Consider the following 25,375-nt stretch of genomic DNA (forward strand, 5'->3'; position numbering starts at 1 on the left):
CCTGATGCCCGCACCGGCCGGTGCGGGCATCACGCATTCTCGCCCAGCGCGCGGAACGCACTCAGCTCGTGTACCGGGCCCAGTCCACATGCGTCGCCACCTGATCAGGCGTCTGGGGATTCGGCGCCGGCACCGGGCCATCGGGTCCCGGAATCACCTGCACGTAGAGAAACATCGGAACCGACGGGATGGTCACCCGCCCGGGTAGTTTCCGGGTGTCGAAGATGACCGCCCCGTTGAGCGAGAAGGTGACGAAATCGGCCCGCCACTCGATCGAGTACGTGTTCCAATCGGTGAAATCCCCGTTCACCGAACCGCCGTCGATCGGGCTGCCGCCCGCGCCGCGCATGACCGGATACATGGTCCGGCGGTCGCCTTCGTCGATCCGCGCCAGCGTCATGAAGCCCCAGCCCGCGGCATCCTCGTCGGCGCCCGAGTACAGCCCGATGACGGAGCCGTACCCGGCGCCGGCATCGACCTTGGCCCGGACCTCCCACACCCCGTAGGTACGGACGACTCCGCCTTCCAGACACCAGCAGACGGAGCCGGCCGTGTTTCCCCTGCCGGTCGGGCTCCGGCCCGCACCAGTGATCTGCAGTTCGCCACCGCCGACCCGCACCTTGCCCGGAGACCATGACGATCCGTTGTCGTGCGCCGTCTCGTGGGCGCTCCACTGCATGGGCGCCAACCCCGTGCCGGAGAAGTCCTCGGTAGCGGTGAATCGCACCTCGGCGGGCCTGTCGGAGGGCCGGTCGGGGTGTCGGGAGAGGCTGACCGCGCCAGCGGTGACGGCGAGCGTGAGGGTCATGGCGAAGGCCATGATGAAAGGACGGCGGCGCCGGCGACGCGGCTTCGCGGGAACGGACCCATCGGCACCCGCCGTCACGGCCTGGGATTCCCCGGCTGCGGCATCGGCATCGGCGCCGGCGGGCTGCGTCGCGCCAGCGGGCTGCGTCGCGCCAGCGGGCTGCGTCGCGCCAGCGGGCTGCGTCGCGCCAGCGGTCGCAGCGAGCCGGGCCGGTGGCGGCAGAGCGGGCGCCCGGGTAGCCGGCGTCTCCGACCGCCTCGCCGGGGCGGCGCCGACCGGCTGGGGATCGGCGCGCAGGACGGTCTCATAGAGCAGCATCAGTTGCGGGCTCGGGTCGGTGCCGTACTCATCGGCGAGACGCTGCCGGTGCAGGCGGCACCGTTCCAGCGCCTCGGTCGGGCGGCCCGCACCGACCAGCGCCCGCACCAACGCCACGACCAGCGGTTCCACCAGGGGGTTCGCATCGGCCAGCGCGGTCAGCGGCGCGAGCACCGCCGTCGCGTTGCCGAGGGCCACCTCCGCCTCCGCCCACTCGGCCCTGGCCGTCAGGAGCTCGCCGGTCAACTGCTCGCGGGTGCGTACCGCCCACGCCCCGTCCACTCCGGTGAGCGGGTCGCCTCGGTGCAGCGCCACGGCCCGCCTCAGCGAGTCGACGCGCTCCTCGGGGGTGCAGGACGGCATCCGGGCCTGAACGACCAGCTCACGGAAGCGGATCAGGTCGACCTGATCGGGCCGGGCCGTCAACCGGTAGCCGCCCGGCTGGTTGATCACGGTCACTGTCGCGTCGCTGAACGACTTCTCCAGCACTCGGCGGATCCGGGTGATGTAGGTGCCGAGCGTCCTGGCCGCCTGCCCGGGCGGATCGTCGCCCCAGACCCGGTCGATCAGGGTCGTCGTGGACACCACCCGACCCGCGTCGACCGTCAGCGCCGCCAGCACCGCCAGCCGGCGTGGTTCGCCGGCGTGGACGACTCCATCGTGGGCGAGAACTTCAACCGGTCCGAGTATCCGCAGCTCCGCCACCGTGCAACCCTCCCCGCCCAACCGCCGAAAGCCGCATGGCCGGCGACACCTTACCAACACCCGGATGGCAGGCTTCCGCGCTCACTCACAAAATGATCGATGTTTGGGTGCGCGGACCTGACCGCACGGACTCGACCGGCGCGGAGCCGCCCCAACTCCGCCAGTGCGGTGTCCACGAAATTCACCGGGTTGGGCTTTGGTGGCTGTTGTGGATCCTCGCTCACGGGTGTGGGCGAGCGACTCCCTACCGGTGAGGGTGGGGCGGGCCGCCGCCGGCCAGGGGACCCTGCCGATGTCGACCGTGGTGGTCGGCGTCTTGGGTCACGCCGTGCCGTTCGGACACCGGGCAGGTGTCGTCCGGCTCGACGGTGCGTGACCATCCCACCTGTTGCGGGTGGGGTGGTGAAAGCGCCCGGGGTACGGGTGGCGATGGTGAGCGCCGCGGCGAGGTCGCGGTGCCCGGTGAACCGGCGATGCTGGCAGGTCATCGCTCTGCCGCGGGGTTTGCTGATCCGGTGTTCGCAGTGGGGGCAGGTCGATGAGGTGCCGCGTTCGTCGACCCGGCGCACTCGGATCCCGGCGGGTCGCCACACCGGCGCCGCCAGGCACTGATCTCCAGGACGCAGGCCCATACGTCACCGGCCGACCGCAGCAGACCGAAACACCGCCGCCGCTGCGCCCGGCTCAGACGCAGGCCCAGATGGGCGGTGCGATGCACCACCCGACCAGTTCCTACATCCCGACGTCTAGGCATGCGACAAGTATGCACGAGACTCTAGGCGCACGACAAGTGCCTGAGGCTGCCAGGCCTTGGACGATGTCCAGCACCTCACCGACCCGGTCAACCTTTCATGGCCACCGCGCTAGCGACGCCGAGCCCGTCGAAGTGGTAAAACACTCTCTCCCGTCAACTGCGGCTGTGTGTCCGCTCACCGGCGGATGCAGGCTGGCCTAAGATGTAGACGCGAAAAACTCACATTTCCCGCTTCTTCCCTTTTTGAGGCAACGTTGGATACTAATCAGGACACCATCGAGACCGCCCTCGCCGATTTGCGCGGGGTCGGCCTCGACGAGTTGTGTCGGCGGCAGACCCCGGATGCCCTGGAGGCCTTCCGGGATGTGTTGATCAGTCAGATCGAACGCCCCCGTATCAACCTCGGATCCGGGCCGCCCGGCCGCGCCGATTAAAGGAGCACTCCGGCCGCACACCTTCCTGGAGAGAAGATCAATTTAGATGGATCCGGCTCACGCGCCACATGGCATCACCCGGCACCGCCTGTCCGCGGCGTCGTTTTCCGTGCTGTCCCACGGGGTGGGATCTTCGCGGATCACTCGCGACTTCTGGAGCACCGAGGAGAGCCGGCGCCTCCTGCTGGTCAGCACCCTGATCAATGAGATCGGGCGAGACCCGGCCGGCCTGGGCCCCCTCCCCCCGATAGCCGAGGTCTTCGGGGCGCTCAGCGAGGCGCGGCAGAAGGCGCCGGCCGAGGTGGGCGAGCTCCTGCTGGACCCACAGGTGGGCAGCGGTTGCGCCTATGCCCTGCGACGACTGCACGGGGGCGCCGTCAGCGACGCACCACTGTGGCTGGATCTCGGCATCCTGCACGCCCTGGCCCTGGCCGCGGCGGCACGGGCCGGCCTGACCTGGTCGACGCGGCTCCCCGCCCGGGACGGCAACGTGATGATCCCGAGCCACGGCATGGCTCGCCTCGGCGAAGGCAGTCCGACGGCGACGGTGACCGGGCGCACCGAGGGCGGGCAGATCCGGCTCTCGGACGGTGAACGGCACCTGACGGTTCCCCGGGACGAATCCGATGTGGAGGCCGGCGAGTCCGGCATCGGCTGGTGGTCGCTGCGCCGCGTCCGAGTCGGCGGCAAGCGACCGCTGTCGGTGCGGATCGACGATCTGGATCCGCACCGTGACCTGGCGGACCCGGTCCCGCCCGTTCGACTCGACCCCGACGCCCTGCGGCGCTGGGGCAGGCTGCTCGAGGATGCCTGGGAGCTGCTGTGCCGCGAATATCCGGCCGACGCCGAGGCGATGGCCGACGGTGTGGTCTCGATCGTTCCGCTCAAACACGAGCCGGGCTGGGAGACGCGTAGTGCCTCGAACGGCGAGGCATTCGGCAGCATCATGCTTTCCATGCCGCGGGACACGGTCGAGATGGCCGTTTCACTCATTCACGAGTATCAACACATTATGCTCGGCGCGCTGCTGCATCTGATTCCCCTGACGAAATCCGATGACGGTTCGCTCTACTATGCACCGTGGCGCGATGATCCCCGTCCCCTCGCCGGCCTCGTGCAAGGAATTTACGCCTTTTTCGGCATCGCCAGATTCTGGCGGATCAGGCGTGACACGACGAGCGGGAACGAGCGGGCCATGGCGGCTTTCGAATACGCCTATGCCCGGCAGCAGACCGTCGAGTCGGTACAGATCGCGCTGTCGTCGGGCGGTTTGACCGAAGCGGGCCGGCAGCTGTTCGAGGGATTGCGGAGCCGGCTCGACGATTGGTCGCGGGAGCCGGCGGACGCGGTCGATCCACGGATCGACCGGCTGGCGACGATCACCGCGGACAGCCATCGGATCGGCTGGCGCCTCCGGCACTTCCACCCTCGGGAGGAAGAGGTCGCCACCTTGATCAGTCAGTGGGCCGAGCGGCAGTCCCCCCGCCCGGGAAGCCCCGCACCCGCCGCGATCCGGCCGCATTCCGGCCTGCGCTGGGATCAGCGCATTCCGGCCGTGGCCCGCCGGCACGTCTGCGCCGGCACCGCGTCCACCGGGGACAGCGCCGGGCCGGCCCATGACCCGCTGAACGCCGGGGAGAACGCCCTGCTCGACCGCGACGCGCCGGCCGCCCGCGCCGCCTTCGTCAGCGCGATCGCCCAGCACGCCGGCTCCGCCCACGACAACCGGAGCGACGTGCGGGACGACGAGGCACGCGCGTGGGCCGGCTTCGCCATGAGTCTGGCCGCGGGGGGGAGACACGACGGCCGCCACGACGGTGAGCCGGCGCCCCGATCTGGTTCGCGCGGTCTACGCCGGATCGCCCACGAACGCCGACCCGGCCGAGGTCGCCGAGTGGCTCGCTCCGGTGGTCTCCGCCGGGACATAGCCGGCTCCGCCACGACGGTCAGAACTGCATCGGGTCGACATCGCAGTTCGCCCGTTGCCGGGCGCGGGCCGCCACGATGGCCGGGTGCTCGCCGAGCACCCGGCCATACGCGGCAAGCGTCTCGTCGTAGAGTCTCGCGCTCTCCCGCACCCGGCCGAGCGCCTCCAGGTCGAACGAGAGGTTGAGCGAACAGGCCAGCGTGGAGGGATGACCGTCACCGATCAGTTGCCGGCACTGGGCCAATAGCGTCGAGTCCAGATCGTGGGCGCCCTGATGGTTCTCGAGCGCCGCCAGGTCGCTGGCCAGATTGATGCCGCAGGTCAGCGTCAGCATGTGGGTCGGTCCCAGGATCCGCTCGAGCGTCACCCAGGCCGTGCGGTTGTTCTCCTCGGCCTCGGCCACCCGGCCCAGCAGCCGCAGGACGATGCCGAGATTGGTGCGGGCATAGAGCGTGTACGGATGCTCGGCTCCGAGCGTCTCCCGATAGGCGTCCACCGTCTGGGCCGCCAGCTCCCGAGCCCGGATCAGGTCGTCGGCCTCGCGCAGGTCGACCGCGAAGTTGAGCGCGGCGGCCAGGGTGTCGGGGTGCGTCGGTCCGAACCGGTCCCGGAAGCGGTTCATGGTGTCCTCGGCGAGCTTGTAGGCATCGGCGTGATTGCCCGCCCGGCGACGGGCCACGGCCAGGTTTCGGGCGATCCGGATCGTCTCCTGGTGCCCGACTCCGAAGAGATGGACGTATCGGGTGTAGTTCCGCTCGACCATCCGGCGGGACCGGATGTACTCGCCGCACTCGCGTTCGTCAATGGTCAGGTTGTTCAAGGTGCGCAGGGTCTCGGGATGGTCGTTGCCGAGGACGACGATCCTTCGCCGGTAGGTGTCCGCGTCCAACTGGCGTGCGGTGCGGAACTCCCCGGTGAGCCGGAGACTGATGCCCAGGTTGTGCGCGGCGCCCAGGGTGATCGGATCGTCCTTACCGAGGCTGCGCTGCGCGGTCCGGAACGCGTCGAGGTCGAGGTCGCGGGCGGCGGCGAACTGGCCCGAGACCCGCATCGTCGTCGCCACCATGGTCATCGCGTCGATCGTGCCCTCGTCCTCCGAGCCGACGGTTTCCAGATACAGCCGCAGGGTCGCGCTCTGGATGGCGGCCGCGCCGTCGAAGTTGCCCTCCAGCCACCAGTAGTAGCCGAGCAGCTTGGAAGCACTCAGGGTCTGCGGATGGGCGGCGCCCAGCCGTTCGGTCCAGTCGTCGACGACCCGCTGCGACAGCTCTCTTCCGCTGGGATAGTCGCCCCAGTAGAAGTAGAACTTCATCAGGCTGAGCACCACGTCCCGGGTCCAGTCGTCCTCGCAGGCCCACGCGCCGGAGGCGATGAGGTGGGAAGCCAGGGCCTGGTAGCGCAGCCACTGGTCCGGGTCAGCGGGATCGCCGAGCTTGACGCCCGCGGCGGCCAGCAACAGGTGTGCGCCGTGTTCCATGAATTCGCGCTGCTCCGGCGCGATGCGATCCTGCAGGACCTTCTGCACCAGCCGGTGCAGCTGCAGGCTGTTGCCGCGGTGGTCGATGCGCGCGAGAACGTACCGCTGGATGTCCCGGATCGCCTGGTTGAGCCGGTTGGGATTCTTCAGCACCTCGTCGAGCTCGCCCGCGCCCATCGCGCCCCGGACGCCCGCGAAGAGGTCACGGTCGATCGGCTCGGGGGCGAAGAACGAGCAGACCTGCAGGAGCTGCAGCGCGGCCAGGTTCTCGGTCGCCAGCCGGTCCAGGGCGACGTTGGCCGCGGCGGCGACCGGCATCTCGTAGCCGGAGGTCAGGTCTCCAGGGTTCAGCTCCGCCCGCTTCTCGTCGAGCAGCCGGAGATACTCCCCCGCCGCCATGCCGGTGGCATGCAGCCAGGCCGAGGCGTGCTCGATGGCGAGCGGAAGGTCCCCGAGCGCGTCGGCGAGCCGCTCGGCGTCGGCGCCGGGCAGATCCCGGTTGCGCCGCTTCAGCAAGCGGACGCTCTCGTCCCGGGTGAAGACGTCGACCTCGAGCGACTCGGCGATCTGGCTCCATTCCTGGTTGCGGGAGGTGACCAGGACCTTCCCCGTGCCGGCCTCGGGCAGGTAGTCATGGACCGTCTCCGGCGTCTCCGCGTTGTCGAAGACCAGCAGCCAGTTGCCGTACGGTGTGCCGGCGCGCAGAGCGGCCCGCACCTTCGGGATGGCCGTGATCACCTCGTTGCCCACGTCGAGCCCGAGCCGGTTGCCCAGCTCGATCAGCGAGGCGAGGATCTGGGCCGGCCGCTCCGAGGGGATCCACCAGATGACGTCGTAGTCCGCGCGGTGCCGGTGGGCGTACTCGATGGCGATCTGTGATTTCCCCACCCCGCCCTCACCGTGCAGGGCCTGCGGCAGCACCGCCGCGACGCGTTGCGTGCGCAGCCGGCGCTCCAGCTGCTCCAGCAGCGCCCGGCGACCGGTGAACACCGGGTTTCGGGTCGGCACGTTGCCCCAGATGATCGGCGACTCGTCGGAGCCCTGCCCCTCGAAGATGTCATCCAGGGACAACGGCTCCTCGTCGGACAGCAGGCGATCACCCGGCGAGCCGAAGCCCGCGTCCTCGGGGAACACGAGATCGCCGGATCCCTCATCGAAGCGCTCCGGGTCCGGTTGAGTGGCCACGTTGTCATCGCCTTCCGCCGCGTCCGTGGCGGGTTCGCCAACGGGGTCGTCCGGTTGATCTGGATCGCCACGGGTGCCGACCGCTTCTTGGGCGGGCGCCTCGAAGGCCTCGATCGCGTCGCTGAGCCGACGAGCCCGCACCGCGTACGGGCCGGACAGGGCGTTCAGGACGGCCAGTTCGATCCGGGCCATGTCGACAGTGGCGTGGGTGATCAGGATGTCGGGTGCCGCGTCCGGTGCCTCGATCACCCTGGCCAGGGTCAGGCCGGCCCGGCCACGACGGGGCTGATGGGCGGCGATGGCCCTCAGCACCCGGGCGGAGTCGTCCCGGCTCGCGCACGAGAGCAGCGACTGGCGTACCCCGTCGGTGAACTCGAACGAGGTGCCGACGTCGTTGGACCGGCGCACGAGGCCTCCGGTCAGCACCTCGGCCAGGTGATGCGGCGCCGATCCCGGCAGCAGGCTCTTCTGAATGTGATGCAGCAGCGGCAGATCGAGCGGGGCGGCGGCGAGCAGCGTGGCCAGCCTGAAGGCGGGCGGCGTGGCGGAACGCTGGAAGTGCAGGACCGCGGTGTCGGGGTCCACGGCCTCGACGGGATCATTCCGGTACGGCGGCGTGCCCGGGTCCACGACGTGCACGAGCCCGTTCACCCAGCCGGGTGGCCCGGTGACCAGCTCGGTCCACCAGCGCAGCCAGCGGGGGTTCAGCTCCACCACGGGCACCGCGAGCGCCCCCGGTGGCACCGGCGGGTCGAACGGATTGTGCAGCTCCTCCGGGTAGGTCACCTGCAGGTCGCTGTTCGGCGCGACCACGCGGGGCGCCCGCAGCCGGCACCGTCGCGGCACGAGGTTGCCCGACCGCCAGTGCCGCCGTGGGTAGGGATTGCCTATCATCAGCGGTCCCGCGCTGCCCCACAACCGCAGCATCGAGTCCACCCCGGGCTCGCGCCAGAGCTCGCCGTACCCATCGGTGAGGACTATGAAGAGCTGCCGCCCCGCGGGATCGAGGAGCTCGGCCGGGCTCCGGGAGCCGCCGCTGGGTGCGCGCAGCCGCAAGGTCTCGCCAGGCTCCCGGGCGAGGGAGAACGTGCGGACCGACCGGAACGCGCCGTGTCGTTCGAGCAGCAGCCGCAAGGCCGCGATGGTCGGTCGCCACACCGCCATCGACGGGCTGTCGTCCACGATCACGGCCAGTCCCAGCCAGCGCTCGTGCACCGCCCGGTACCGGGGCAGCAGCACGCCGGAGTCGACGGCGAAGTCGGCCGTCGCCTCCTCGTCCGGCTCGTTCTCCGTGACCGACCGGACCCGGCGCTTGAAGGGGTTCAGCACGCGGGCGATGTGCTGGCCGGCCGGCAGCGCGCCGAGCAGGCTGTTGTCCGCGACGTCCTCGATCTCGGCAGGGGCACCGATCCGGCGATCACGCGCGCCGGGCAGCGCGCCCAACGGCGCTACCGGAACCGCGGACGACAATTCCCCCGCCGGCGGGCGGATGCCGGGGGCGGCACCGAGCCCGCCCCGGTCGATGTCGTTCGGGTCCGCCCCGGGCCGCGGCTCCGGGTCCGGCGCCGACTCGCCCTCGGTCGCGATCACCGCGGCCAGCCAGATCGCGTCAGCGATCTGGCTCCAGTCGGGCTGAGGCCCGTCCGGCGCGCGGTCGGAGCGATGCGGGTCGGGGCCGGGCATGCCTACCGCTCCAACGAGAGTGAATGCCAGATACCCGTGATGAGCTGCTGCCAGGCCTCGCGGTCGTGGGCGTAGGCGCCGGCAGTGGTCAGGAACACCGCGTTGAGGAGCTGATCGCGAGCGAGGGAGTCGCCCACCGGGCGATTGAGGAAGTCGTCGATCAGCTGCCGCTGCCCGTCGACCAGCAGCGGAAGTTGCGCCCGGACCATGGCGGCGAGATCGGCGGCGCCCGGCATGAAGAGCTCCAGCCGCAGGCAGCGGCGCAGAAAGGCCGGGGGGAATTCCCGCTCCCCGTTGCTGGTGATCACCACGATCGGGAACGCCCGGCAGCGCACCCTGCCCTCGCGGATCACCGCCACCCGGTCGGGATCATCGGTGAAGACGGACGTCTCCGCCTCCCGCCGGCTCACCCGCACCAGCTCGGGCACGGTGAACTGGCCGTTCTCGAAGATGTGCAGCAGGTCGTTGGGCAGGTCGATGTCGCTCTTGTCGAGCTCGTCGACGAGCAGGACCCGCGGGCGCTCGTACGCCAGCAGCGCCGTCCCGAGCGGCCCGAGCCGCACGAAGTCCCCGGTCCGGGGCTCGGAGCCGGGCTGGGCCATCGCCGCCTGGGCCCGGCCGATCGCGTCGTATTCGTACAGCCCCGAGCGCAGCGTGGTGCGGCTGGTGATCGGCCATTCCAGCACCCGGCCGAGCCGCAGCTCCCGGGCCAGGCGGAAGGCGATGCTGGACTTTCCGCTGCCGGGGCTGCCGGTCACCAGCAGGGGGCGGCGCAGCAGCAGCGCCGCGTTGACCATGTCGCACTCGGCCCGGTCGGCGCGGCGCACGGCCTCCGCGTCGGGCCGGCCCAGCTTGCGTTCGATCTCCTCGTCCTGCTCCCCCGGCGGCGGCTGGACGGGCTCGCCGTGAAAACTGCGCCATGGCGGCGGCTCGGGCAGCCGGGCGCCCAAGTCGCCCGGGGCCGGGATGCCGTCGCCCCGGTACAGCCACCACGGCGGCGGCTGCTGCTCGCTGGTCGTGCCCGCCGCGGCGCTTGTCATAACTGCCCTCCTGGCTCATAGACGTTGCGGGCCGGGTCATCCCAGAGGAGCGCCACATGCCGCCCCGCGTGCTGCTTGCGATCGGGTTCGGGCAGCAGCGCGGCATCCACCCGTAACGTCCGGATCCGGGTCAGCACGTCGGTGGGCGGCCCCTCGGTCAGCTCGGCCAGCAGCCGGGCCATCTCGGAGGTCAGCGGTCCCGGCCGACGGTCCCAGAGGATCACCGGAATGCCGGCGTTCAGCGCCGACTCCAGCTCGTGGCTGCCGGACTCGCGGTCCGGCGAACTGCCCAGCACCACCGTGGTGAGGTCGCGGCGGTCCCGCAGGCGGGCGTTCCAGGGGCCCAGGCCTTCCCCGGCCGACCCGTCGCGACCCTGGTAGACGTGGTGCCGCGCGGGATGCTGCCACAGCGACCGCCAGCGCTGGTGCCAGACCCGGTGCCGATAGGCGGCCCGCATCCGGTCGAGGCTGCGGACGACGACCGGGTATTCGAGACACAGCGGGATGGGCGCCGGCGCTTCCAGTTCCGTGTTCCACCACTCGACGGCCGTGCGCAACAGGTCGCTGGGCAGCAACAGCTCGATCTCGACCGGCTCGCCGTCGACGGCGTCGCACCAGATCGTCTCCGCGTGCTGGATCGCCGCCTGGAGCACCCGCTCCACGTGGCGGAAGGTGGTCTGCCGGGGATTGCTGGGCTCCGGCTGCCACCGGTGGCCCTGACGCTGGATCCAGTAGCGGACTTCGCACCGCTCGCTGTCGATGTCGTCCCGTTCGATCTGAAAGAGCAGGCAGGGGCGGATCGGTGCGGGCCGGCCCGCAGCCTGATGCTCCCGGAAGCGGGACTCCTCGAGGCGGTGACGGTATGCCCGCATCCGGTCGCCCAGGTGCAGGATCTGCTCGGCGACCCGGTCGGTCCAGGCCCGGAGCTCTCCGGCCAGGCGGTGGGGAACCCGGACGGCGATGTGCTCCGCGAAGGCGAGCAGCGGCGGGATGAGGTCGGGCCGGGCGTTCAGCCCGGCGAGGAGCACGGCGAGCTGCGCCAGCGTCGCGGGGGTGTCGGGCATCGGCACCAGGCCCCCGGTGACCACCGGCCAGACCTGCCTGCCGTCGACATCAGGGGCCAGCTCCAGCAGGGCGTGCAGCCGGTCCATCTCCCACTCCGGCAACAACGTGCGCACCCCGGTAGGCGCCACCCGCCACACCACCGGGAAGGGCGGGCACTCGGCCAGGACCGCCCGCACGCAACCGGCCGCGGCGAGCGAGGCGTACGCGTGCCACTGGTCGTTCTTGTAGCCGTCGCAGTAGTCGACGATCCCCCGGACGACGAACCAGTTCAGGCCCCGGTTGGCGACCCCGGCGGCGACCCCGGCCGCCTCCATCTCGAAGGCGATGACCCGGTGGCGCGCCGCGAGGTTGTCGCGGAGCTCGGGGTCGGTGAGCAGGACGTCGGCGCAGCCGACGGCGCCGAAATGCACCTTGGGGGCGTCGACGGGATGACCGGAGAGCTCACGGTCCGGATGCGGGACCTTCCGCCGGCCGCGGTGCAGGCGGTCAGCGGCTTCGGGCGGCCGGGCGAAGATCGCCATCGGGCGCTCGCCGGCCGGGGCCAGCAACCCCGGCCAGGACAGCGCCTCGCCGAGCATCTGGCCCTGCTCCAGGTGCTGAGCCGCCCGTTTCAGGTCCATCGAGATCCCGCCGATCGGCCGGCGCGGCTCGGGCCCGTTCGGGCTCTGGCGCAAGTGGCCATAGTCGACGATGCCGTCGACCGCGACGACGACGTCGCCGAGCCGGACGTGCCGGTGCGGCTCCTCCGGCGCCGGCACGCCGCCGGCGATGCCGGCCATCACGACGCATCGGATCCGGGGGAAGCTACGGAGCATGTCGGTGCAGGTCGAGGCGGCGTTGCGGGTGTTGTCCTCGGCCATGGTGACCAGCACGATCCGGTGCGGCCGGCCGGCTTCCAGGCTCGCCATGTGGCCGACCCGGTATTCGTTCGGATCGCTGTCCAGGCGGGCGACCATGGAGTCGGCCATCAGGGCTCGCATGGCGGCTCCTTCGACCGATTTCGCCGCGATGATGCCGATCGTCACGTCGGACCAGACTTCGCCTTCGGATGCGGTCGGCCGGGCACTCCGGCTTGCTGACGACGACTCCACCTCAGGCGGCCCAGGACGTGGGACGAGAACGGCGGGACCGTGGAGATCGGCCCGTGCTCGACGAGGTGACGGCCGATATCGTTCGCTTCCGCGCCAAATTCACGACCCCATTCCGCCCTGAGATCAAGCTATTCACATCGGCCCCCCGGCTCACAGTGTTACAGAGCTATACACCGACGCACAACAATGTATATATGATCAAGAACGAATGATCCAACCATTTAGTGATCAAAGATCAAGGCGCCGCCGATGGCGTCCGCACAGCACAATGGTGAATGACGAGTGTCCACCTGTTCCGGCCGACTAGGACCGCGCCAATGTGCCTGCGATCAGCGTGGCGACGGCACTTTCCAGGGTGGCGCGCAGGTCCAGGCGGAGTTCGAGCACAATGGGATCGGCCTCGTAGGCGGCGAGCGCGCTGGCGGACGGCCGGCAGTAGCTCGACAGGGCACCGGCCAGGATCAACGTCGTCATCGACACGGCTCTGGCGCCGTCGCCGAGCTCCGGCACGTGCCGGCGGACGAGGTCGGACGTGGTCGCGATGCCGGCGATGGCGGACCGCTTGTGCCGCACGACGACCTCGACGGACACGTTGTGCTCCAGCACGTTGGTCTGCGCGTTGATGAGATCGCACAGCACCGTCTGGCGGGCGAGGGAGGCGCTGAGCACCGCGGCCACCTGGTCGCCACGCTCGCGTGCTGAACCGCGTGGCTCGACACCTGCGGCCAACTCGTCCGGCAGCTGCGCCAGCCATCCCGCCATGGCGTGCTCCAGCAACTCGAACAACACCGCCTCACGGGACTCGAAATACCGCAACACGTTCGACTTGGCCAGCCCGACCCGCCGGCTCAGCTCGTTGAGGCTCACCTCGGCCACCGGCATCTCGTCGAGCATCGCCACCGCCGTGTCCAGGATCGCCTGCCGCCGGATCTCGCGCTGCTCCGTACTGCGGGCCCGCAGGAATGTCATAGCCCACAGCTTACAAACCACCGGTCTCTTGACATCAGACCGGCGGTCTCTTAGCGTGGAAGCCATAACAGACCGACGGTCTATAAGGAGAGCGGCATGAACTGGAACGAGCGCGACATCCCCGCCCAGCAGGGCCGCGTGGCCGTCGTGACCGGCGCCAACACCGGCCTGGGCTTCGAAACCGCCCGCGCCTTGGCCGACCACGGCGCCACGGTGGTGCTGGCCGTGCGAGACGTCGGCAAGGGCAAACAGGCGGCCGCACGCATGACCGGCGACGTCACCGTGCAGGAACTGGACCTGACGTCACTGGATTCGATCCGGGCCGCCGCGGCCGACCTGCACGCCACGTACCCGGGGATCGACCTGCTGATCAACAACGCCGGGGTGATGTACCCGCCGAGGCAGACCACCCGGGACGGGTTCGAGCTGCAGTTCGGCACCAACCACCTCGGCCACTTCGCGTTCACCGGGCTGGTGCTGGACCTGCTGCTACCCGTGTCCGGCTCCCGGGTGGTGACGGTCAGCAGCGTCGCCCACCGCATCCGGGCCGCCATCGGATTCGACGACCTGCAGTCGGAGCGGTCCTACAGCCGGGTCGCGGCCTACGGGCAGTCCAAGCTCGCGAACCTGATGTTCACCTATGAGCTGCAACGCCGGCTCACCCGGCACGACACCACGATCGCCGTGGCCGCCCACCCGGGCCTGGCCAACACCGACCTCATGCGCAACCTGCCCGCCGCCCTCCGGGTGATCAGCCCCGTGCTCGGGCCCCTGGTGAGCCAGAAGCCGGAGATGGGCGCGCTACCGTCCCTGCGCGCGGCCACCGATGCCGCCGTCCTCGGCGGCCAGTACTACGGCCCGGACGGCCTCGGCGGATATCGAGGACACCCGCAGGTCGTCGCGTCGAGCCCGGAGTCCTACGACGTGGCCGTTCAGCAGCGCCTGTGGGCCGTCTCCGAGAACCTCACCGGCGTGAGATTCCCCGTCTGACAGGGCCGCTGCCGGCTCGCAGGTCAGGATTTCCGTGCCACCGCGCCGTAGGCGTCCAGCCACTCGGCCGCGGTGTCCGGGCGCCAGTTCGTGATCTGCACGAGGCCCGGTTCGACCAGGTCCAGCCCGTCGAACAGGCTGCCGATCTCGTCCGGGCTACGCAGGAGGTACGGCACGCCACCGCTCTGGGCCAGCCGTTCGGCGCCCGCGACCACGGCCGGCGTGGTGTTCGTGCCGTCCCACAGCACCAGATAACTGCCCGGCGGGGTCACCTCCATCACCCGGTGCACGATGGACGACACCACCGTCAGGTCCGGCTCGTAGCCCATGACACCCATGAACAGCACACCGATCGGCTCGGCGAAGTCGAGCACCTTCCGCGCCTCGGCGAGGATCAGCTCCGGCTCGTGATAGTCGGCGCCCACATGGACGGTGCGGCCCCGGTCGGCCGCCCGCACCATCAGGGTCTGGGCGTGCACCAGCACCAGCGGATCGTTGTCCACATACACCACCCGCGACTCGGACGCGACCGCCTGGGCGACCTCGTGGGTGTTCTGCATGGTCGGCAGGCCGGTTCCGATGTCGAGGAACTGCCGGATGCCGGCCTCGGCGGCCAGGCACCGCACGACCCGGATGAGAAACCGACGGGACTGCTTCGCCATCAGCACGATCTCGGGGTAGACCTGGGCGACCGCGTCCCCGGCGGCCCGGTCGGCGGCGAAGTTGTCCTCGCCTCCCATCCAGTAGTTCCAGATGCGTGCCGCGTGCGGCACCTCGGGCCGAAGCTGGGCGGAGATCTCGTCATCCGTGGGCGCCATGCGCACGTTCTACGGTAACCGCATCGGATACGCAAGCATCGATGCACCTCCGGCGGTTCAGGACCCTTGACACACCGAAGTGGTCGCCGGAAGGGTGGGAATCCCGATCGAGGAGCTGCTATGTCGACCAGCGACGACGTGGGCAACGCGGGCGAGACCACACCGGCCGGCGTAGCGGCGGCCTTCCCCACCCGCTATCTCCCCACTCCTCAGATCCGTGACATGCCGGACGAGCCGCGCAGCTACTGGCGGCTGATCGGTCCGGGCATCATCGCCGCCGGGGTGGGCCTGGCCTCCGGCGAGTTCGTGCTGTTTCCCTACATCGCCTCCCAGGTGGGGCTGGTCTTCGTCTGGGCCGCGCTGGTCGGCCTGGTCACGCAGTATTTCCTCAACATGGAGATCGAGCGGTACACGCTCGCCACCGGCGAGACCGCGCTGACCGGGTTCAGCCGGTACTGGCGGCACTGGGGGCTGGTCTTCGCGCTCCTGACGTACTTCGCCAACCTGTGGCCCGGGTGGGTGACGAGCTCGGCCACCCTGACCACGTACATCTTCGGCGGCAACCGCACCGCGATCGCCATCGGCATGCTGGTGACCGTCGGTTTGATTCTCACCCTGGCGCCCGTGGTCTACGTGGCCCTCGAAAAAGCGCAGATGCTGAAGGTCGCGGCGGTTCTGACGTTCTTCGTGATCGCGGCGATCTTCGCGATCGGCGCGGCGGCGTGGAGCGATCTGCCGCAGGTGGTGACGCAGCCGCGGCTGCCGATCGACGAGCTGGGCTTCGCGCTGCTGCTCGGCGCGCTCGCCTTCGCCGGCGCCGGCGGCGGGCAGAACCTGGTGCAGTCCAACTGGATCCGGGACAAGGGCTACGGCATGGGCACCTACGTGCCGCGGCTGGTCAGCCCGGTGACCGGCCAGCCGGAAGCGGCGCCGAGCACCGGATACGTCTTCGAGCCGACGCCGGACAACCTGCGGCGCTGGCGCGGCTGGTGGAAGTTCGCCAACATCGAGCAGCTCACCACGTTCGTGCTGATCACCTTCGTGACGATCCTGTTCACCTCGCTGCTCGCCTACTCCACCGTGTTCGGGCGCGAGGGCCTGGAGAACAGCATCGGCTTCCTCGAGATCGAGGGGCAGGTCCTGGCCGACCGGGTCGGCTCCTGGTTCCAGTACCTGTTCTGGATCATCGGCGCGTTCTCGCTGTTCGCGGCGGCGCTCGGCATCGTCGACTACACCAGCCGGCTGGCCGCCGACGTCATCAAGACCTCGTACGCCCGCAACGCCAACGAGAGCAAGGTGTACGCCGGGCTGGTCTGGGGCCTGGTCCTGATCGGCATCGCGGTCCTGCTGGCCGGCTTCAGCCAGCCCATCGTGCTGCTGGTGATCTCGGCGGTGGTGGGCGGCTTCATGATGTTCATCTACTCGGGTCTGCTGATCCTGATCAACCGGCGGATCCTGCCCCAGCCGATCCGGATCCGCGGCGTCCGCCTCGCCGCGCTGGTCTGGTCCTTCGTGCTGTTCGGCGTGCTTTCGGTGCTCACCTTCCAGGACCGGATAGGCGATCTGTTCGATTGACGGCGACCGGCACGCCGACCGCCGCACTACCGCGTTCTTACGGTGACCTCCGCGAGACAACGCTCCGGCCTCGCCAACCCTGACAGATCGAGCGTGCCGTCAAGCGGAATCGTCTTGAATCTGTTCTTCCAGGCGGTCGTCATCCGCGCGTCGGTGACCAGCACGCAATATGTGATCTTCAGTGGCGGGGGCCTGGAGAGAACGGCCGGCATCGGGTCGATCCAGTTGCCGTCGCCGTTCACCGCGATGGGATCGCGCGTTCGTGCAACGTATTCACCATTCGTCGATCGCGTGACGACCCACAGATAATTGTCACCACACATCGTGCCCCGACCGTAGACATCCGTATTCCTGGTGACCAGTTCACCCACGCGAGGACTGTCGATGCTGGCAGTGGGCAGGCACGGCGTCGCGGTCCTGTCGAATCTCACCATCGGAAGATGCGTCCCCGCGACGGCCCCCAGCACACCGAGGGCGAGCAGGGCTATCCCGAAAGGAAGGTACAGATCGCGGCGTCGCGCGAGCGAGAAGGCTCGGAGGCAGGGCACCGCCGCGGCCACGAAGGCGACGACGAGGAGGGCGACGACGATTCCCACGAAGACGTGAGAGGGTGCGAACCGCGACGCTGCCGCCGCCCCGAACGCTCCGACGATTCCGGTGCCCGCGGACATGCGGCTGAGCATGCGATCGTTTCCGGATTCCGAGCGTCGCTCGGTCACCTCCCCGGCGGCCTGGTCTCGCTGAGGAACATCGATACTCATCGAACATCTCCTTGGGTGCGGGGAGTACACCCAGCTCAACGGTCGACTCGTGCTCCGGTTATGCGACGGCTCAGGGCAGCGGCCGAGCGATCAAGCTCTCGGTGCCGAGGAACGGGCAGTCCCGATCTTCGTCGAGCTGCCGTCAGCGGCGGTCAGTGATGGCCGCTTCCAGCCGTAGGCCGATCCCGACGATCACAAGCAGGCCCGCGAAGACGTAGCCCTTGGCCGGCGTGCTGTCCGTAACCAGTCCGATGACCGAGATCAGGAGTCCGACGACCAGGGCGATGTTGCCCAAGATCCGCGCCGTGTCGGTTCGTCGTCCCTGAGCGTCCACGGAAAAGACCATACGCGTTCGTCGACGGGTGGTTCCCGGTCAGGGCCGGCGCGGGTGGTGGCGGCGGGCCACCGGAAGACCGGCCTCCGACGGCTACTTCGGGGCGTCGGCCTCCGTGCCGGCCTCGGCTTTCCCTTCGTCCCCGGTCTCGACCTCCTCGGCCGCGTCGTGCGACTTGCGGCGGTGGAACGTCACGGTCATGACGGCCACGATCACGGCACCGACGATCAGGCCGGCGATCGCGCTGGCCACCGTGTTGACCAGCCAGCCCACCAGCCCGCCCAGCACGCCGGTGGCGTCGTGGGCCGCCTCCTCCAGGTGGTGCACGGCGCCGTACAGCGCGTGGAGTCCGAGCTCGTCGGCGCCGACCAGCAGGATGTGCCCGCCGACCCAGAGCATCGCGGCGGTGCCCACCACGGTGAGCACGGTCAGCACCTTGGGCATCGCCTTCACCAGGCCACGACCGAACCGGGCGACAGCCTCGCCGGAGCGCTCCGCCAGCCGCAGGCCGACGTCGTCCATCTTCACGATCAGGCCGACCGCGCCGTACACCAGCACAGTCATGGCCACCGCGACGATCACCAAGATCACCAAGCGGGACACGAAGGACTCGTCGGCCACCTCGTTCAGCGAGATGACCATGATCTCGGCCGACAGGATCAGGTCGGTGCGGATCGCCCCGGACACCAGCGTCTTCTCGTCCGGCAACTGCTCCTTGCCCACGCCGTGCGTCTCGTGATGGGCGATCCTGGCCCACACCTTCTCCGTGCCCTCGTAGCACAGATAGGCGCCGCCGATCATCAGCAGCGGGGTCAGCAGCCACGGCACGAACTGACTGAGCACCAGGATCACCGGCAGGATGATCAGGAACTTGTTGCGCAGCGACCCCACGGCGATGCGCCGGACGATCGGCAGCTCGCGCTCAGCCGCCAGACCACGCACATATTGCGGCGTGACCGCGGCGTCGTCGATGACCACCCCGGCAGCCTTGGCGCCGGCCTTCGCCGCGGCCACCCCGACGTCATCGATGGACGCGGCCGCCGCGCGCGCCAGGACCGCCACGTCGTCCAACAATGCCGCGAGTCCAGCGCTCAAGGCGGGATCCTTCCCCATCAGTAGACGTGTGTGCGTGCTCATTCTCGCCCAGGTCCGCTACCCGCGCATGACCACCTCCCCGGTGGCCTCCGCATCGCGGTGCGGGGGTGTGGACGACACCCCTTCGTCAGGGCGAAATGAAAACGGTTATCATGTTCGCCGTGCTGAGACTGTCGCGCCTGTCGGTGCGTTTCGCCGACCGCGTCGTCGTCGAAAATGTGGATCTCGCCGTCGGGCCGGGTGAGTCCGTCGGCCTGATCGGCGGCTCCGGATCCGGCAAGACGCTCACCGCGCTGGCCGTGCTCGGCCTGCTGCCCGACGCCGCTCACGCCGGCGGCAGCATCCTGGTCGACGGCGTCGACCTGTGCGGCGCCCCCGAGCGGCGGCTGCGGCGGCTGCGGGGATCCCGGATCGGTTTCGTCGGCCAGGACGCCCTCGCCGCCCTCAACCCGCTCGCCACGGTGGGCCGTCAGCTGAGCATCCCGTTGCGCCGGCACCGCGGCCTGTCCCGCCGCCAGGCCGGCCACGTCACCGCGGAGCTCCTCAGCCGCGTGGGACTGCCGGCCGGCACCGGCAAGGCATATCCGGCGCAGCTCTCCGGCGGGCAGCGGCAGCGCGTCGCGATCGCCCTGGCCGCGGCCGGCCGGCCGGGCCTGCTGATCGCGGACGAGCCGACCAGCGCGCTGGATCCGCCCACTCAGGCCGGCATCCTCGCCCTGCTGCGGGACCTGCCACCGGCCGACGGCGGCGCGCTGCCCGCGCTGCTGCTGATCAGCCATGACCTGGCGGTCGTCAGCCAGGTCTGCACCCGGCTCGCCGTGATGCACGCCGGCCGCCTGGTGGAGCAGGGCGACACGGCCGAGGTCATCGCCTCGCCACGGCATCCCTACACCCGGGAGCTGGTCGCCTCGGCCCGGGAGCTGGCCGCGTGATCTCCCCCTGCCCACCGAACGGAGTGCCGTCATGACCGGTCTGCTCGTGGCCGCCGCGGCCGCCAAGTCCTACGGTCCGCGCCGCGTCCTCGACGGCGTGGACCTCGACCTCGCCGCCGGCGACCGGCTCGGCATCGTCGGCGCCTCCGGTGCCGGCAAATCCACCCTGCTGCGCCTGCTGCTGGCCGTCGAAGCCCCGGACCGGGGCGAGATCCGCTTCCGCGACCGCCCGGTCCGGCCGGCCCGGCCCGGCGCGCTGGCCTGGTTCCGCCGCGCGGTGCAACTGGTGCCGCAGGACCCGTACGGGTCGCTGAGCCCGCGGATGACCGTGGCGGAGATCATCGCCGAGCCGCTGGAGTGCCTGCGGGTGCCCGGCGATCACCAGGCCCGGGTGGCCGAACTGCTGGCCGCGGTGGACCTGGATCCGGCCCTGGCGCGACGACGGCCCGCGGCGCTCTCCGGCGGGCAACGGCAGCGCGTCGCGGTGGCCCGGGCCCTGGCCCCGCGCCCGGAGGTGCTGGTCGCCGACGAACCGGTCAGCGCGCTCGACGCCACCGTCCGGGTCAAGGTCCTGGACCTGCTGCGCGAGGTGTCCGAGCGTACGGGAGCCGCCCTGGTCATGGTCTCCCACGACGTTGCAGCGGTGCGCCGGGTCTGCACCCGGGTGGCGGTGCTGCACCAGGGCCGGATCGCCGAGTCCGGCACCGTGTCCGGCGTCTTCGGCGAGCCCGGCGCCCAGGCGACGCGGGATCTGCTGGCCGCGGTGCCGCGGTTGCCGCTCCCGGCGATGCGATGCGCCACCTGCGCCGGTGGCTCGTGCTCGCCGAGATCGTGCCTGCAGCCTGAGCGCGGCCGCGCTCCGGCTGCTCACCCCCACGACGGCCGGGAGCGAACCCGTGCCGTCCCACGAAAGGCAAGTTTGTGAAACGACGGATCCTGCTGGCGGCCATGGCCGCCGCCACCCTGGCGACGACCGCAGGCTGCTTCGCCGAACAGCGCGCGGCAGCCACCGGTGACGGCGGAAAGCGACTGCGGGTCGGCCTGGCGTTTCCCCCCGACGCGCGGTTGTCGCCCTACACCGACGACGCGACGCTGGTGACTCAGCTCGGCGCGGCCGAAGCGCTGGTGCGGCTCCAACCCGACGGCCTGGTGGCGCCCGCCCTGGCCGCGAGCTGGACCCGGCCGGACGCCAGGACGCTGCGGCTCGTCCTGCGCGACGGCGTCACCTTCCACGACGGTACGGCGCTGACCGCGCAGGCCGCCGCGGACGCGCTCAACCACGCGACCGCCGCCAAACCGGTGCCGCGGGCCATCGCCGCCGTCAAGCTCACGGCCACCGCCATCGACGACAAAACCTTGGAGGTACGCACCGCGCGGCCGGACCCCGTGCTGCTCAACCGGCTCGCCAGCCCGCAGCTGGTGATTCTCGCCCCGAAGGCGTACGCCAAGGACGCCGGCCGGCCGGACCCGGTCGGCAGCGGCACCGGGCCGTACCGGATCACCCGGGCGCAGGGCGCCTCGGCCGCCACGCTGGAGCGCTTCGACACCTACTGGGGCGGCCGCCCGCGGTTGGCCGGCCTGGACGTGCGTTTCCTGACCGACGGCGCCGCACGCGCCGGGGCGTTGCGGGCCGGTGAAGTCGACGTGGTCAACGCGCTGCCCGTCGCCCAGCTGCCGAACATCACCGACCAGCGGGTCGTCGAGATCCCGCTGCCGCGTACCGTCGGCCTGCACCTGATCAGCACCGAGGGCAGGGCCTTCGCCGACGCGGGGCTGCGCGCCGCCGCGAAGGCCGCCATCGACCCGGCCGCCATCACCACCGCCGTCTACGAGGGCCGGGCCGACGCCCCCACCGGCTTGTTCGGGCCCGCCTCCGCGTGGGCCACCACCGGCCGCGCCGCGGTGCCGCGCCGGGCACCCGGCGACCGCCGCCGACCCGGCCGATCGGAAGATCACGCTGGCCACCTACACCGACCGGCCGGAGCTGCCGGAAGCGGCGTCCGCGATCGCCGCGGCGCTGAAGACCGGCGGCTTCCAGGTCGAGACCGTGGTCCGCGAGTACACCGTGCTGGAACCGGACCTGCTGGCCGGCAAGTTCGACGCCGTCCTCGGCGCCCGCTCCTACCTGCTCGACTCCGCCGACCCGATCGGCTATCTGCGCTCCGACTTCTCCTGCGACGGCAGCTACAACCTCGCCCACTTCTGCGACCCGGCCGTCGACGCCCGGTTGGACTCCGCCGACACCCTCACCGACGTCGCCGGCAGGCAGCGCGCCGCGCTGCGGATCGAAGCGGACCTGACCGGGCGCGCGATCACCATTCCCATCACCCACGAGCGCGCCCGCATCGGCACCACCGGGGGCGTGAGCGGGCTCACCGAGGACCCGTACGAGCGCGTCCTCGTCACCGCGGGCACCAGCCTGCGATGATCCGCACCCTGACCGCCACCCGCCGATGGGCCGCGCTCGCCGCGACCATCGGCGGGCTCGCGGTGCTCGTCGCCGCGCTGCCCTGGCTGCGCGGCGACGACCCGGCCCGGTCCATCCTCCGCGCCCGCCTCGGCGAACGCGAACCCGACCCGGCCGCCCTGGCCGCCGTCCGCTCCGAGCTCGATCTGCCCGCCGGGCCGGTGCGGGGCGCGGCCGAGTGGCTGTCCGGCGCGGTCACCGGCGACCTCGGCCGGTCCTGGGTGGACGGCTCCCCGGTGGCCGAGACGCTGGGCGCCGCCGCCGGGGTGTCCGCGCTGCTCGGCGGCGCCGCGGCCCTGGTCGCGGTCGCCGTCGGACTGCTGCTGGCCGGGCCCGCCGCCTGGACCGCCGCGAACGGCCGGCGGCCACGGGCCGGGTTCACCGCGGCGACCCTGACGGCCTTGCCCGAGTTCGTGCTCGCCGCGGTGTTGATCACGGTCGTCGCGGTGAACTGGCGCCTGGCGCCGGCCGCCGGCTGGTTCGGTCCTTCCTACCTGGTGCTGCCGGCGCTCGCCCTCGGCATCCCCACCGGCGGGCTGCTCGCCCGGTTGCTCGGCGCGGCCGTCGAGGCCACCGCGGCCGAGCCCTGGGTGCACACCTGGCGCGCGGCCGGCAGCGGCCGCGGTGAGCTCGCCGCCGCGCTGCTGCGCCGCGCGTCGACCGTGGTCGTGCCGCAGGTGGCGGTGCTTTTCGTCGGCCTGCTCGGCGGTGCCGTCGCCGTCGAGCAACTGTTCGCCATCCCGGGGCTGGGCCGGATCGCGCTGGGCGCCAGCCTGGCCCAGGACCTGCCGGTCGTGCAGGGCTGCGTGCTCCTGCTCGCCCTCACCGGCGTGGTGGCCGGCGGCCTGGGCATCGCCGCGCACCGGCTGCTGCTGGGCCCCGCCGGAGCAGCCGCGGGCCTGATCCCCGCCGTGCCGGCACACCGGCACCGGGCCCACCGCGCGGTCCCGATCGCCGCGGCTCTGCTGCTCGCAGCCGTCATCGGGGCCGGGCTGCTGCGCGACGCCCAGCGGGTCCGACTCGAGGTGCGCCTGGCCGGGCCGTCCGGGGCGCATCCGCTCGGCACCGACCCGGTCGGCCGCGATGTGCTCGCCCAACTGGGTCACGGCGCCGTGCTCACCGTCGGCACCGCCGCTGCGGTCACCGTCGTCTCACTGCTGGTCGGCCTGGCCATCGGCCTGCGTGGCGGCGCCGCCCGCGCCGGCGCCGCCGATGTCCTCAACGCCCTGCCCCCGGTCTTCGTCGGCCTCGTCGTGGCCGCGCTGCTGAGCCCCGGATTGACCGCCGCCGCGCTCGCCGCCGCCCTGGTCGCCTGGGTCCCGCTGACCGTGCACACCCGCAGCCTCGCCGAGGAGGTACGCGCGAGCGGCTACTACCGCGCCGCGGAACTCTGCGGCGCCGGACCCGCCCGGCTGCTGCACCGCCATCTGCTGCCCGCGGTGCTCGGCCCAGTCGTCCTGCACGCGCTCGCCCGGGTTCCGGCCACCGCCCTGACCATCGCCGGCCTCGGTTTCCTCGGTCTCGGCGCCGGCCACGACTCCCCGGAGTGGGGCGCCCAGCTCGCCGCCGCCGTCACCTATCTGGAACGCGCCCCGCTGGCCGTGCTCGGGCCGGTGGCCGGGCTCGGCCTGCTCGGGGTGCTCGCCGCGGCCACGCCCACGACGGGCCTGGGCGAGGTGGCCGGGCGCCGCGATTTCTTCGTCGGCCGCAGCCGGACATGACCGGTCGCGCGCCATCATGCAGGCAGTCCAGCTTCTGCCGACAGTGGCAGTTGCCCAACGCCCGCAGCAGCCGGTCGGGGCGCGGCCGTCGCGACTCCGGCGGCGGCGACTCGTAACGTTTGGTGACGTGTCGGGTACGTGACGCCATTGTGGAGGATGACGCCCTAGTGTCCGTGGTGGCCCATCGAAAGTCTTCGATTTAGGGTCACTGGCGCACGAAGGGATGAAACATGGTCATCCGACGTATCGTCGCGACACTCACCACGGCAGCCGTGGCGGCACTGATGCCGTTCGCGACGCCGGCGACTGCGGCACCCGCCGTGGACCCGGCAACGGCCGCCGCCGTCAACGCCGCCTCACCGATTCCCGCACCGGCCAAGGGCCAGCTCACTGCCGAGCAGTACTGGACTCCACAACGGATGGCCGCCGCGGTGCTCAACGACCTGTCGACCATGCCGGCCAGCAGCCCGGCCCCGGCCGTGCTGCCCAGAGCGGGATCGAAGGGCGGCTCGGACGGCGTGGCGCCACCCAAACAGATGACCAAGGCGGCGAGCATCCACTCGATGTCCGGTCGGGTCTTCTACGTCAACGACCAGGGCTTGGACCGGTCATGCTCCGGGAGCACGGTCAACAGCGCGGGCAAGCGCCTGGTGTTCACCGCCGGGCACTGCGTGCACGGCGGAGGATCGGGGCGGACCTGGTTCGACGTCAACCGGTGGGTGTTCGTGCCCAACTACCACAGCGGCTCGCCCTACGGCACCTGGAACGCCTACCAGCTGTGGACGAAGAACGGCTGGATCAACGACGCCAACCGGGCCTACGACGTCGCCGCCGTCGTCATGCAGGACAAGAGCGGTCAACGCATCGTCGACGCGGTCGGCGGCCAGGGCATCAAATGGGGGTACGGCTACGGGCTCTCCGAATACATGTTCGGATACCCGTCGAACCCGCCGTACGACGGCAGCAAGCTGTACTACTGCTCGGGCACGACCCGGAGCGAGAGTGGCTTCCCCACGCTGGACTGCAACATGACCGGCGGGGCGAGCGGCGGGCCCTGGCTGGAGAACTACGGCGCGACCTTCTGGGCCTATGTCAACGGCGTCAACAGCTGGATGTTCTGGCGCAACAACGACCCGACACAGGTCTACAAGTGGCAGAGTCCATACTTCAGTGAGGACACCGCCGGCAGCCTGTTCAACACCGTCAAGGACATGTGACGGCACGAG

At 70.9% G+C, this 25,375-nt stretch carries 17 protein-coding genes and 2 pseudogenes; 9 read left to right on the plus strand and 10 right to left on the minus strand.

From position 1 onward, the window contains the following. Positions 1-61: 61 nt before the first annotated feature. Entirely contained in the window at positions 62-1,831 is a 1,770-nt protein-coding gene (locus DMB66_RS10885) for a BTAD domain-containing putative transcriptional regulator (RefSeq protein WP_125803921.1), read from the minus strand. A 50-nt stretch (positions 1,832-1,881) separates the two neighbouring features. Then, the gene (locus tag DMB66_RS65810) at positions 1,882-2,463 is read right to left on the minus strand and encodes a zinc ribbon domain-containing protein (RefSeq protein ID WP_125803922.1); all 582 of its coding nucleotides are present in this window, start codon (positions 2,461-2,463) and stop codon (positions 1,882-1,884) included. A gap of 1,067 nt (positions 2,464-3,530) precedes the next feature. Here DMB66_RS65810 and DMB66_RS65210 point away from each other — a divergent pair. Then, positions 3,531-4,313: pseudogene (locus DMB66_RS65210) on the plus strand (HEXXH motif-containing putative peptide modification protein); the annotation flags it as partial. 652 nt (positions 4,314-4,965) lie between these two features. Here DMB66_RS65210 and fxsT read toward each other — a convergent pair. From fxsT to DMB66_RS10915, 4 genes are all read right to left on the minus strand, one after another. Further along, positions 4,966-9,291, minus strand: a complete 4,326-nt coding sequence (gene fxsT / locus DMB66_RS10900) for an FxSxx-COOH system tetratricopeptide repeat protein (RefSeq protein WP_125803924.1) — start codon at positions 9,289-9,291, stop codon at positions 4,966-4,968. Positions 9,292-9,293: 2 nt separating this feature from the next. Continuing rightward, on the minus strand, positions 9,294-10,331 hold the full coding sequence (locus DMB66_RS10905) for an AAA family ATPase (RefSeq protein ID WP_125803925.1): 1,038 nt from the start codon (positions 10,329-10,331) through the stop codon (positions 9,294-9,296). After that, complete coding sequence (locus DMB66_RS10910) at positions 10,328-12,376, minus strand: hypothetical protein (RefSeq protein WP_125803926.1); 2,049 nt, start codon at positions 12,374-12,376, stop codon at positions 10,328-10,330. Before DMB66_RS10910 ends, DMB66_RS10905 begins: the two co-directional genes overlap by 4 nt. A 414-nt stretch (positions 12,377-12,790) precedes the next feature. After that, complete coding sequence (locus DMB66_RS10915; protein WP_125803927.1) at positions 12,791-13,456, minus strand: TetR/AcrR family transcriptional regulator; 666 nt, start codon at positions 13,454-13,456, stop codon at positions 12,791-12,793. A 96-nt stretch (positions 13,457-13,552) separates the two neighbouring features. On the opposite strand from DMB66_RS10915, the gene DMB66_RS10920 reads away from it, so the two are divergent. Beyond that, positions 13,553-14,446 (plus strand): SDR family NAD(P)-dependent oxidoreductase, encoded by an 894-nt coding sequence (locus DMB66_RS10920; RefSeq protein WP_125803928.1) that lies wholly within the window; start codon positions 13,553-13,555, stop codon positions 14,444-14,446. Between the two features lie 23 nt (positions 14,447-14,469). Here the strand turns inward: DMB66_RS10920 and DMB66_RS10925 are convergent, their stop codons facing one another. Next, positions 14,470-15,264 carry an SAM-dependent methyltransferase gene (locus tag DMB66_RS10925; protein ID WP_125803929.1) on the minus strand — a complete coding sequence of 265 codons (795 nt, stop codon included), beginning with the start codon at positions 15,262-15,264 and terminating at the stop codon, positions 14,470-14,472. 120 nt (positions 15,265-15,384) lie between these two features. Between DMB66_RS10925 and DMB66_RS10930 the strand changes: the two genes are divergently transcribed. Next, positions 15,385-16,839, plus strand: a complete 1,455-nt coding sequence (locus tag DMB66_RS10930; RefSeq protein WP_125803930.1) for an Nramp family divalent metal transporter — start codon at positions 15,385-15,387, stop codon at positions 16,837-16,839. Positions 16,840-16,865: 26 nt separating this feature from the next. On the opposite strand, the gene DMB66_RS10935 is transcribed toward DMB66_RS10930, so the two are convergent. From DMB66_RS10935 to DMB66_RS10945, 3 genes are all read right to left on the minus strand, one after another. Next, complete coding sequence (locus DMB66_RS10935; RefSeq protein ID WP_125803931.1) at positions 16,866-17,600, minus strand: hypothetical protein; 735 nt, start codon at positions 17,598-17,600, stop codon at positions 16,866-16,868. A 142-nt stretch (positions 17,601-17,742) separates the two neighbouring features. Further along, positions 17,743-17,934 carry a hypothetical protein gene (locus DMB66_RS10940; protein ID WP_233624466.1) on the minus strand — a complete coding sequence of 64 codons (192 nt, stop codon included), beginning with the start codon at positions 17,932-17,934 and terminating at the stop codon, positions 17,743-17,745. Positions 17,935-18,027: 93 nt separating this feature from the next. Beyond that, positions 18,028-19,029 carry a DUF808 domain-containing protein gene (locus DMB66_RS10945; RefSeq protein ID WP_125803933.1) on the minus strand — a complete coding sequence of 334 codons (1,002 nt, stop codon included), beginning with the start codon at positions 19,027-19,029 and terminating at the stop codon, positions 18,028-18,030. 152 nt (positions 19,030-19,181) lie between these two features. On the opposite strand from DMB66_RS10945, the gene DMB66_RS10950 reads away from it, so the two are divergent. The 6 genes and pseudogenes from DMB66_RS10950 to DMB66_RS10965 all read left to right on the plus strand — a co-directional run bounded on the left by DMB66_RS10950 (position 19,182) and on the right by DMB66_RS10965 (position 25,366). Then, positions 19,182-19,961 carry an ABC transporter ATP-binding protein gene (locus DMB66_RS10950; RefSeq protein ID WP_125803934.1) on the plus strand — a complete coding sequence of 260 codons (780 nt, stop codon included), beginning with the start codon at positions 19,182-19,184 and terminating at the stop codon, positions 19,959-19,961. Positions 19,962-19,992: 31 nt separating this feature from the next. Then, on the plus strand, positions 19,993-20,886 hold the full coding sequence (locus DMB66_RS10955) for an ABC transporter ATP-binding protein (RefSeq protein WP_125803935.1): 894 nt from the start codon (positions 19,993-19,995) through the stop codon (positions 20,884-20,886). A 23-nt stretch (positions 20,887-20,909) separates the two neighbouring features. Further along, a pseudogene (locus DMB66_RS65815) lies at positions 20,910-21,794 on the plus strand (ABC transporter substrate-binding protein); the annotation flags it as partial. A 214-nt stretch (positions 21,795-22,008) separates the two neighbouring features. Continuing rightward, complete coding sequence (locus DMB66_RS63620; protein ID WP_233624468.1) at positions 22,009-22,389, plus strand: hypothetical protein; 381 nt, start codon at positions 22,009-22,011, stop codon at positions 22,387-22,389. Next, positions 22,386-24,149 (plus strand): ABC transporter permease subunit, encoded by a 1,764-nt coding sequence (locus DMB66_RS63625; RefSeq protein ID WP_233624469.1) that lies wholly within the window; start codon positions 22,386-22,388, stop codon positions 24,147-24,149. Before DMB66_RS63620 ends, DMB66_RS63625 begins: the two co-directional genes overlap by 4 nt. Positions 24,150-24,379: 230 nt before the next feature. Continuing rightward, entirely contained in the window at positions 24,380-25,366 is a 987-nt protein-coding gene (locus DMB66_RS10965) for a serine protease (protein ID WP_125803937.1), read from the plus strand. Positions 25,367-25,375 lie beyond the last annotated feature (9 nt).

Source organism: Actinoplanes sp. ATCC 53533, from assembly GCF_003947245.1.

Excerpts from the sequence above, each read along its gene's own strand:
- DMB66_RS65810 (WP_125803922.1), bottom strand. The coding sequence starts at position 2,463 with ATGGGCCTGCGTCCTGGAGATCAGTGCCTGGCGGCGCCGGTGTGGCGA.
- DMB66_RS10905 (WP_125803925.1), bottom strand. The coding sequence starts at position 10,331 with ATGACAAGCGCCGCGGCGGGCACGACCAGCGAGCAGCAGCCGCCGCCG.
- DMB66_RS63625 (WP_233624469.1), top strand. The coding sequence starts at position 22,386 with ATGATCCGCACCCTGACCGCCACCCGCCGATGGGCCGCGCTCGCCGCG.
- DMB66_RS10915 (WP_125803927.1), bottom strand. The coding sequence starts at position 13,456 with ATGACATTCCTGCGGGCCCGCAGTACGGAGCAGCGCGAGATCCGGCGG.
- DMB66_RS10930 (WP_125803930.1), top strand. The coding sequence starts at position 15,385 with ATGTCGACCAGCGACGACGTGGGCAACGCGGGCGAGACCACACCGGCC.
- DMB66_RS10950 (WP_125803934.1), top strand. The coding sequence starts at position 19,182 with ATGTTCGCCGTGCTGAGACTGTCGCGCCTGTCGGTGCGTTTCGCCGAC.
- DMB66_RS10965 (WP_125803937.1), top strand. The coding sequence starts at position 24,380 with ATGGTCATCCGACGTATCGTCGCGACACTCACCACGGCAGCCGTGGCG.
- DMB66_RS10925 (WP_125803929.1), bottom strand. The coding sequence starts at position 15,264 with ATGGCGCCCACGGATGACGAGATCTCCGCCCAGCTTCGGCCCGAGGTG.
- DMB66_RS10910 (WP_125803926.1), bottom strand. The coding sequence starts at position 12,376 with ATGCGAGCCCTGATGGCCGACTCCATGGTCGCCCGCCTGGACAGCGAT.
- DMB66_RS10920 (WP_125803928.1), top strand. The coding sequence starts at position 13,553 with ATGAACTGGAACGAGCGCGACATCCCCGCCCAGCAGGGCCGCGTGGCC.
- DMB66_RS10935 (WP_125803931.1), bottom strand. The coding sequence starts at position 17,600 with ATGAGTATCGATGTTCCTCAGCGAGACCAGGCCGCCGGGGAGGTGACC.
- fxsT (WP_125803924.1), bottom strand. The coding sequence starts at position 9,291 with ATGCCCGGCCCCGACCCGCATCGCTCCGACCGCGCGCCGGACGGGCCT.
- DMB66_RS10955 (WP_125803935.1), top strand. The coding sequence starts at position 19,993 with ATGACCGGTCTGCTCGTGGCCGCCGCGGCCGCCAAGTCCTACGGTCCG.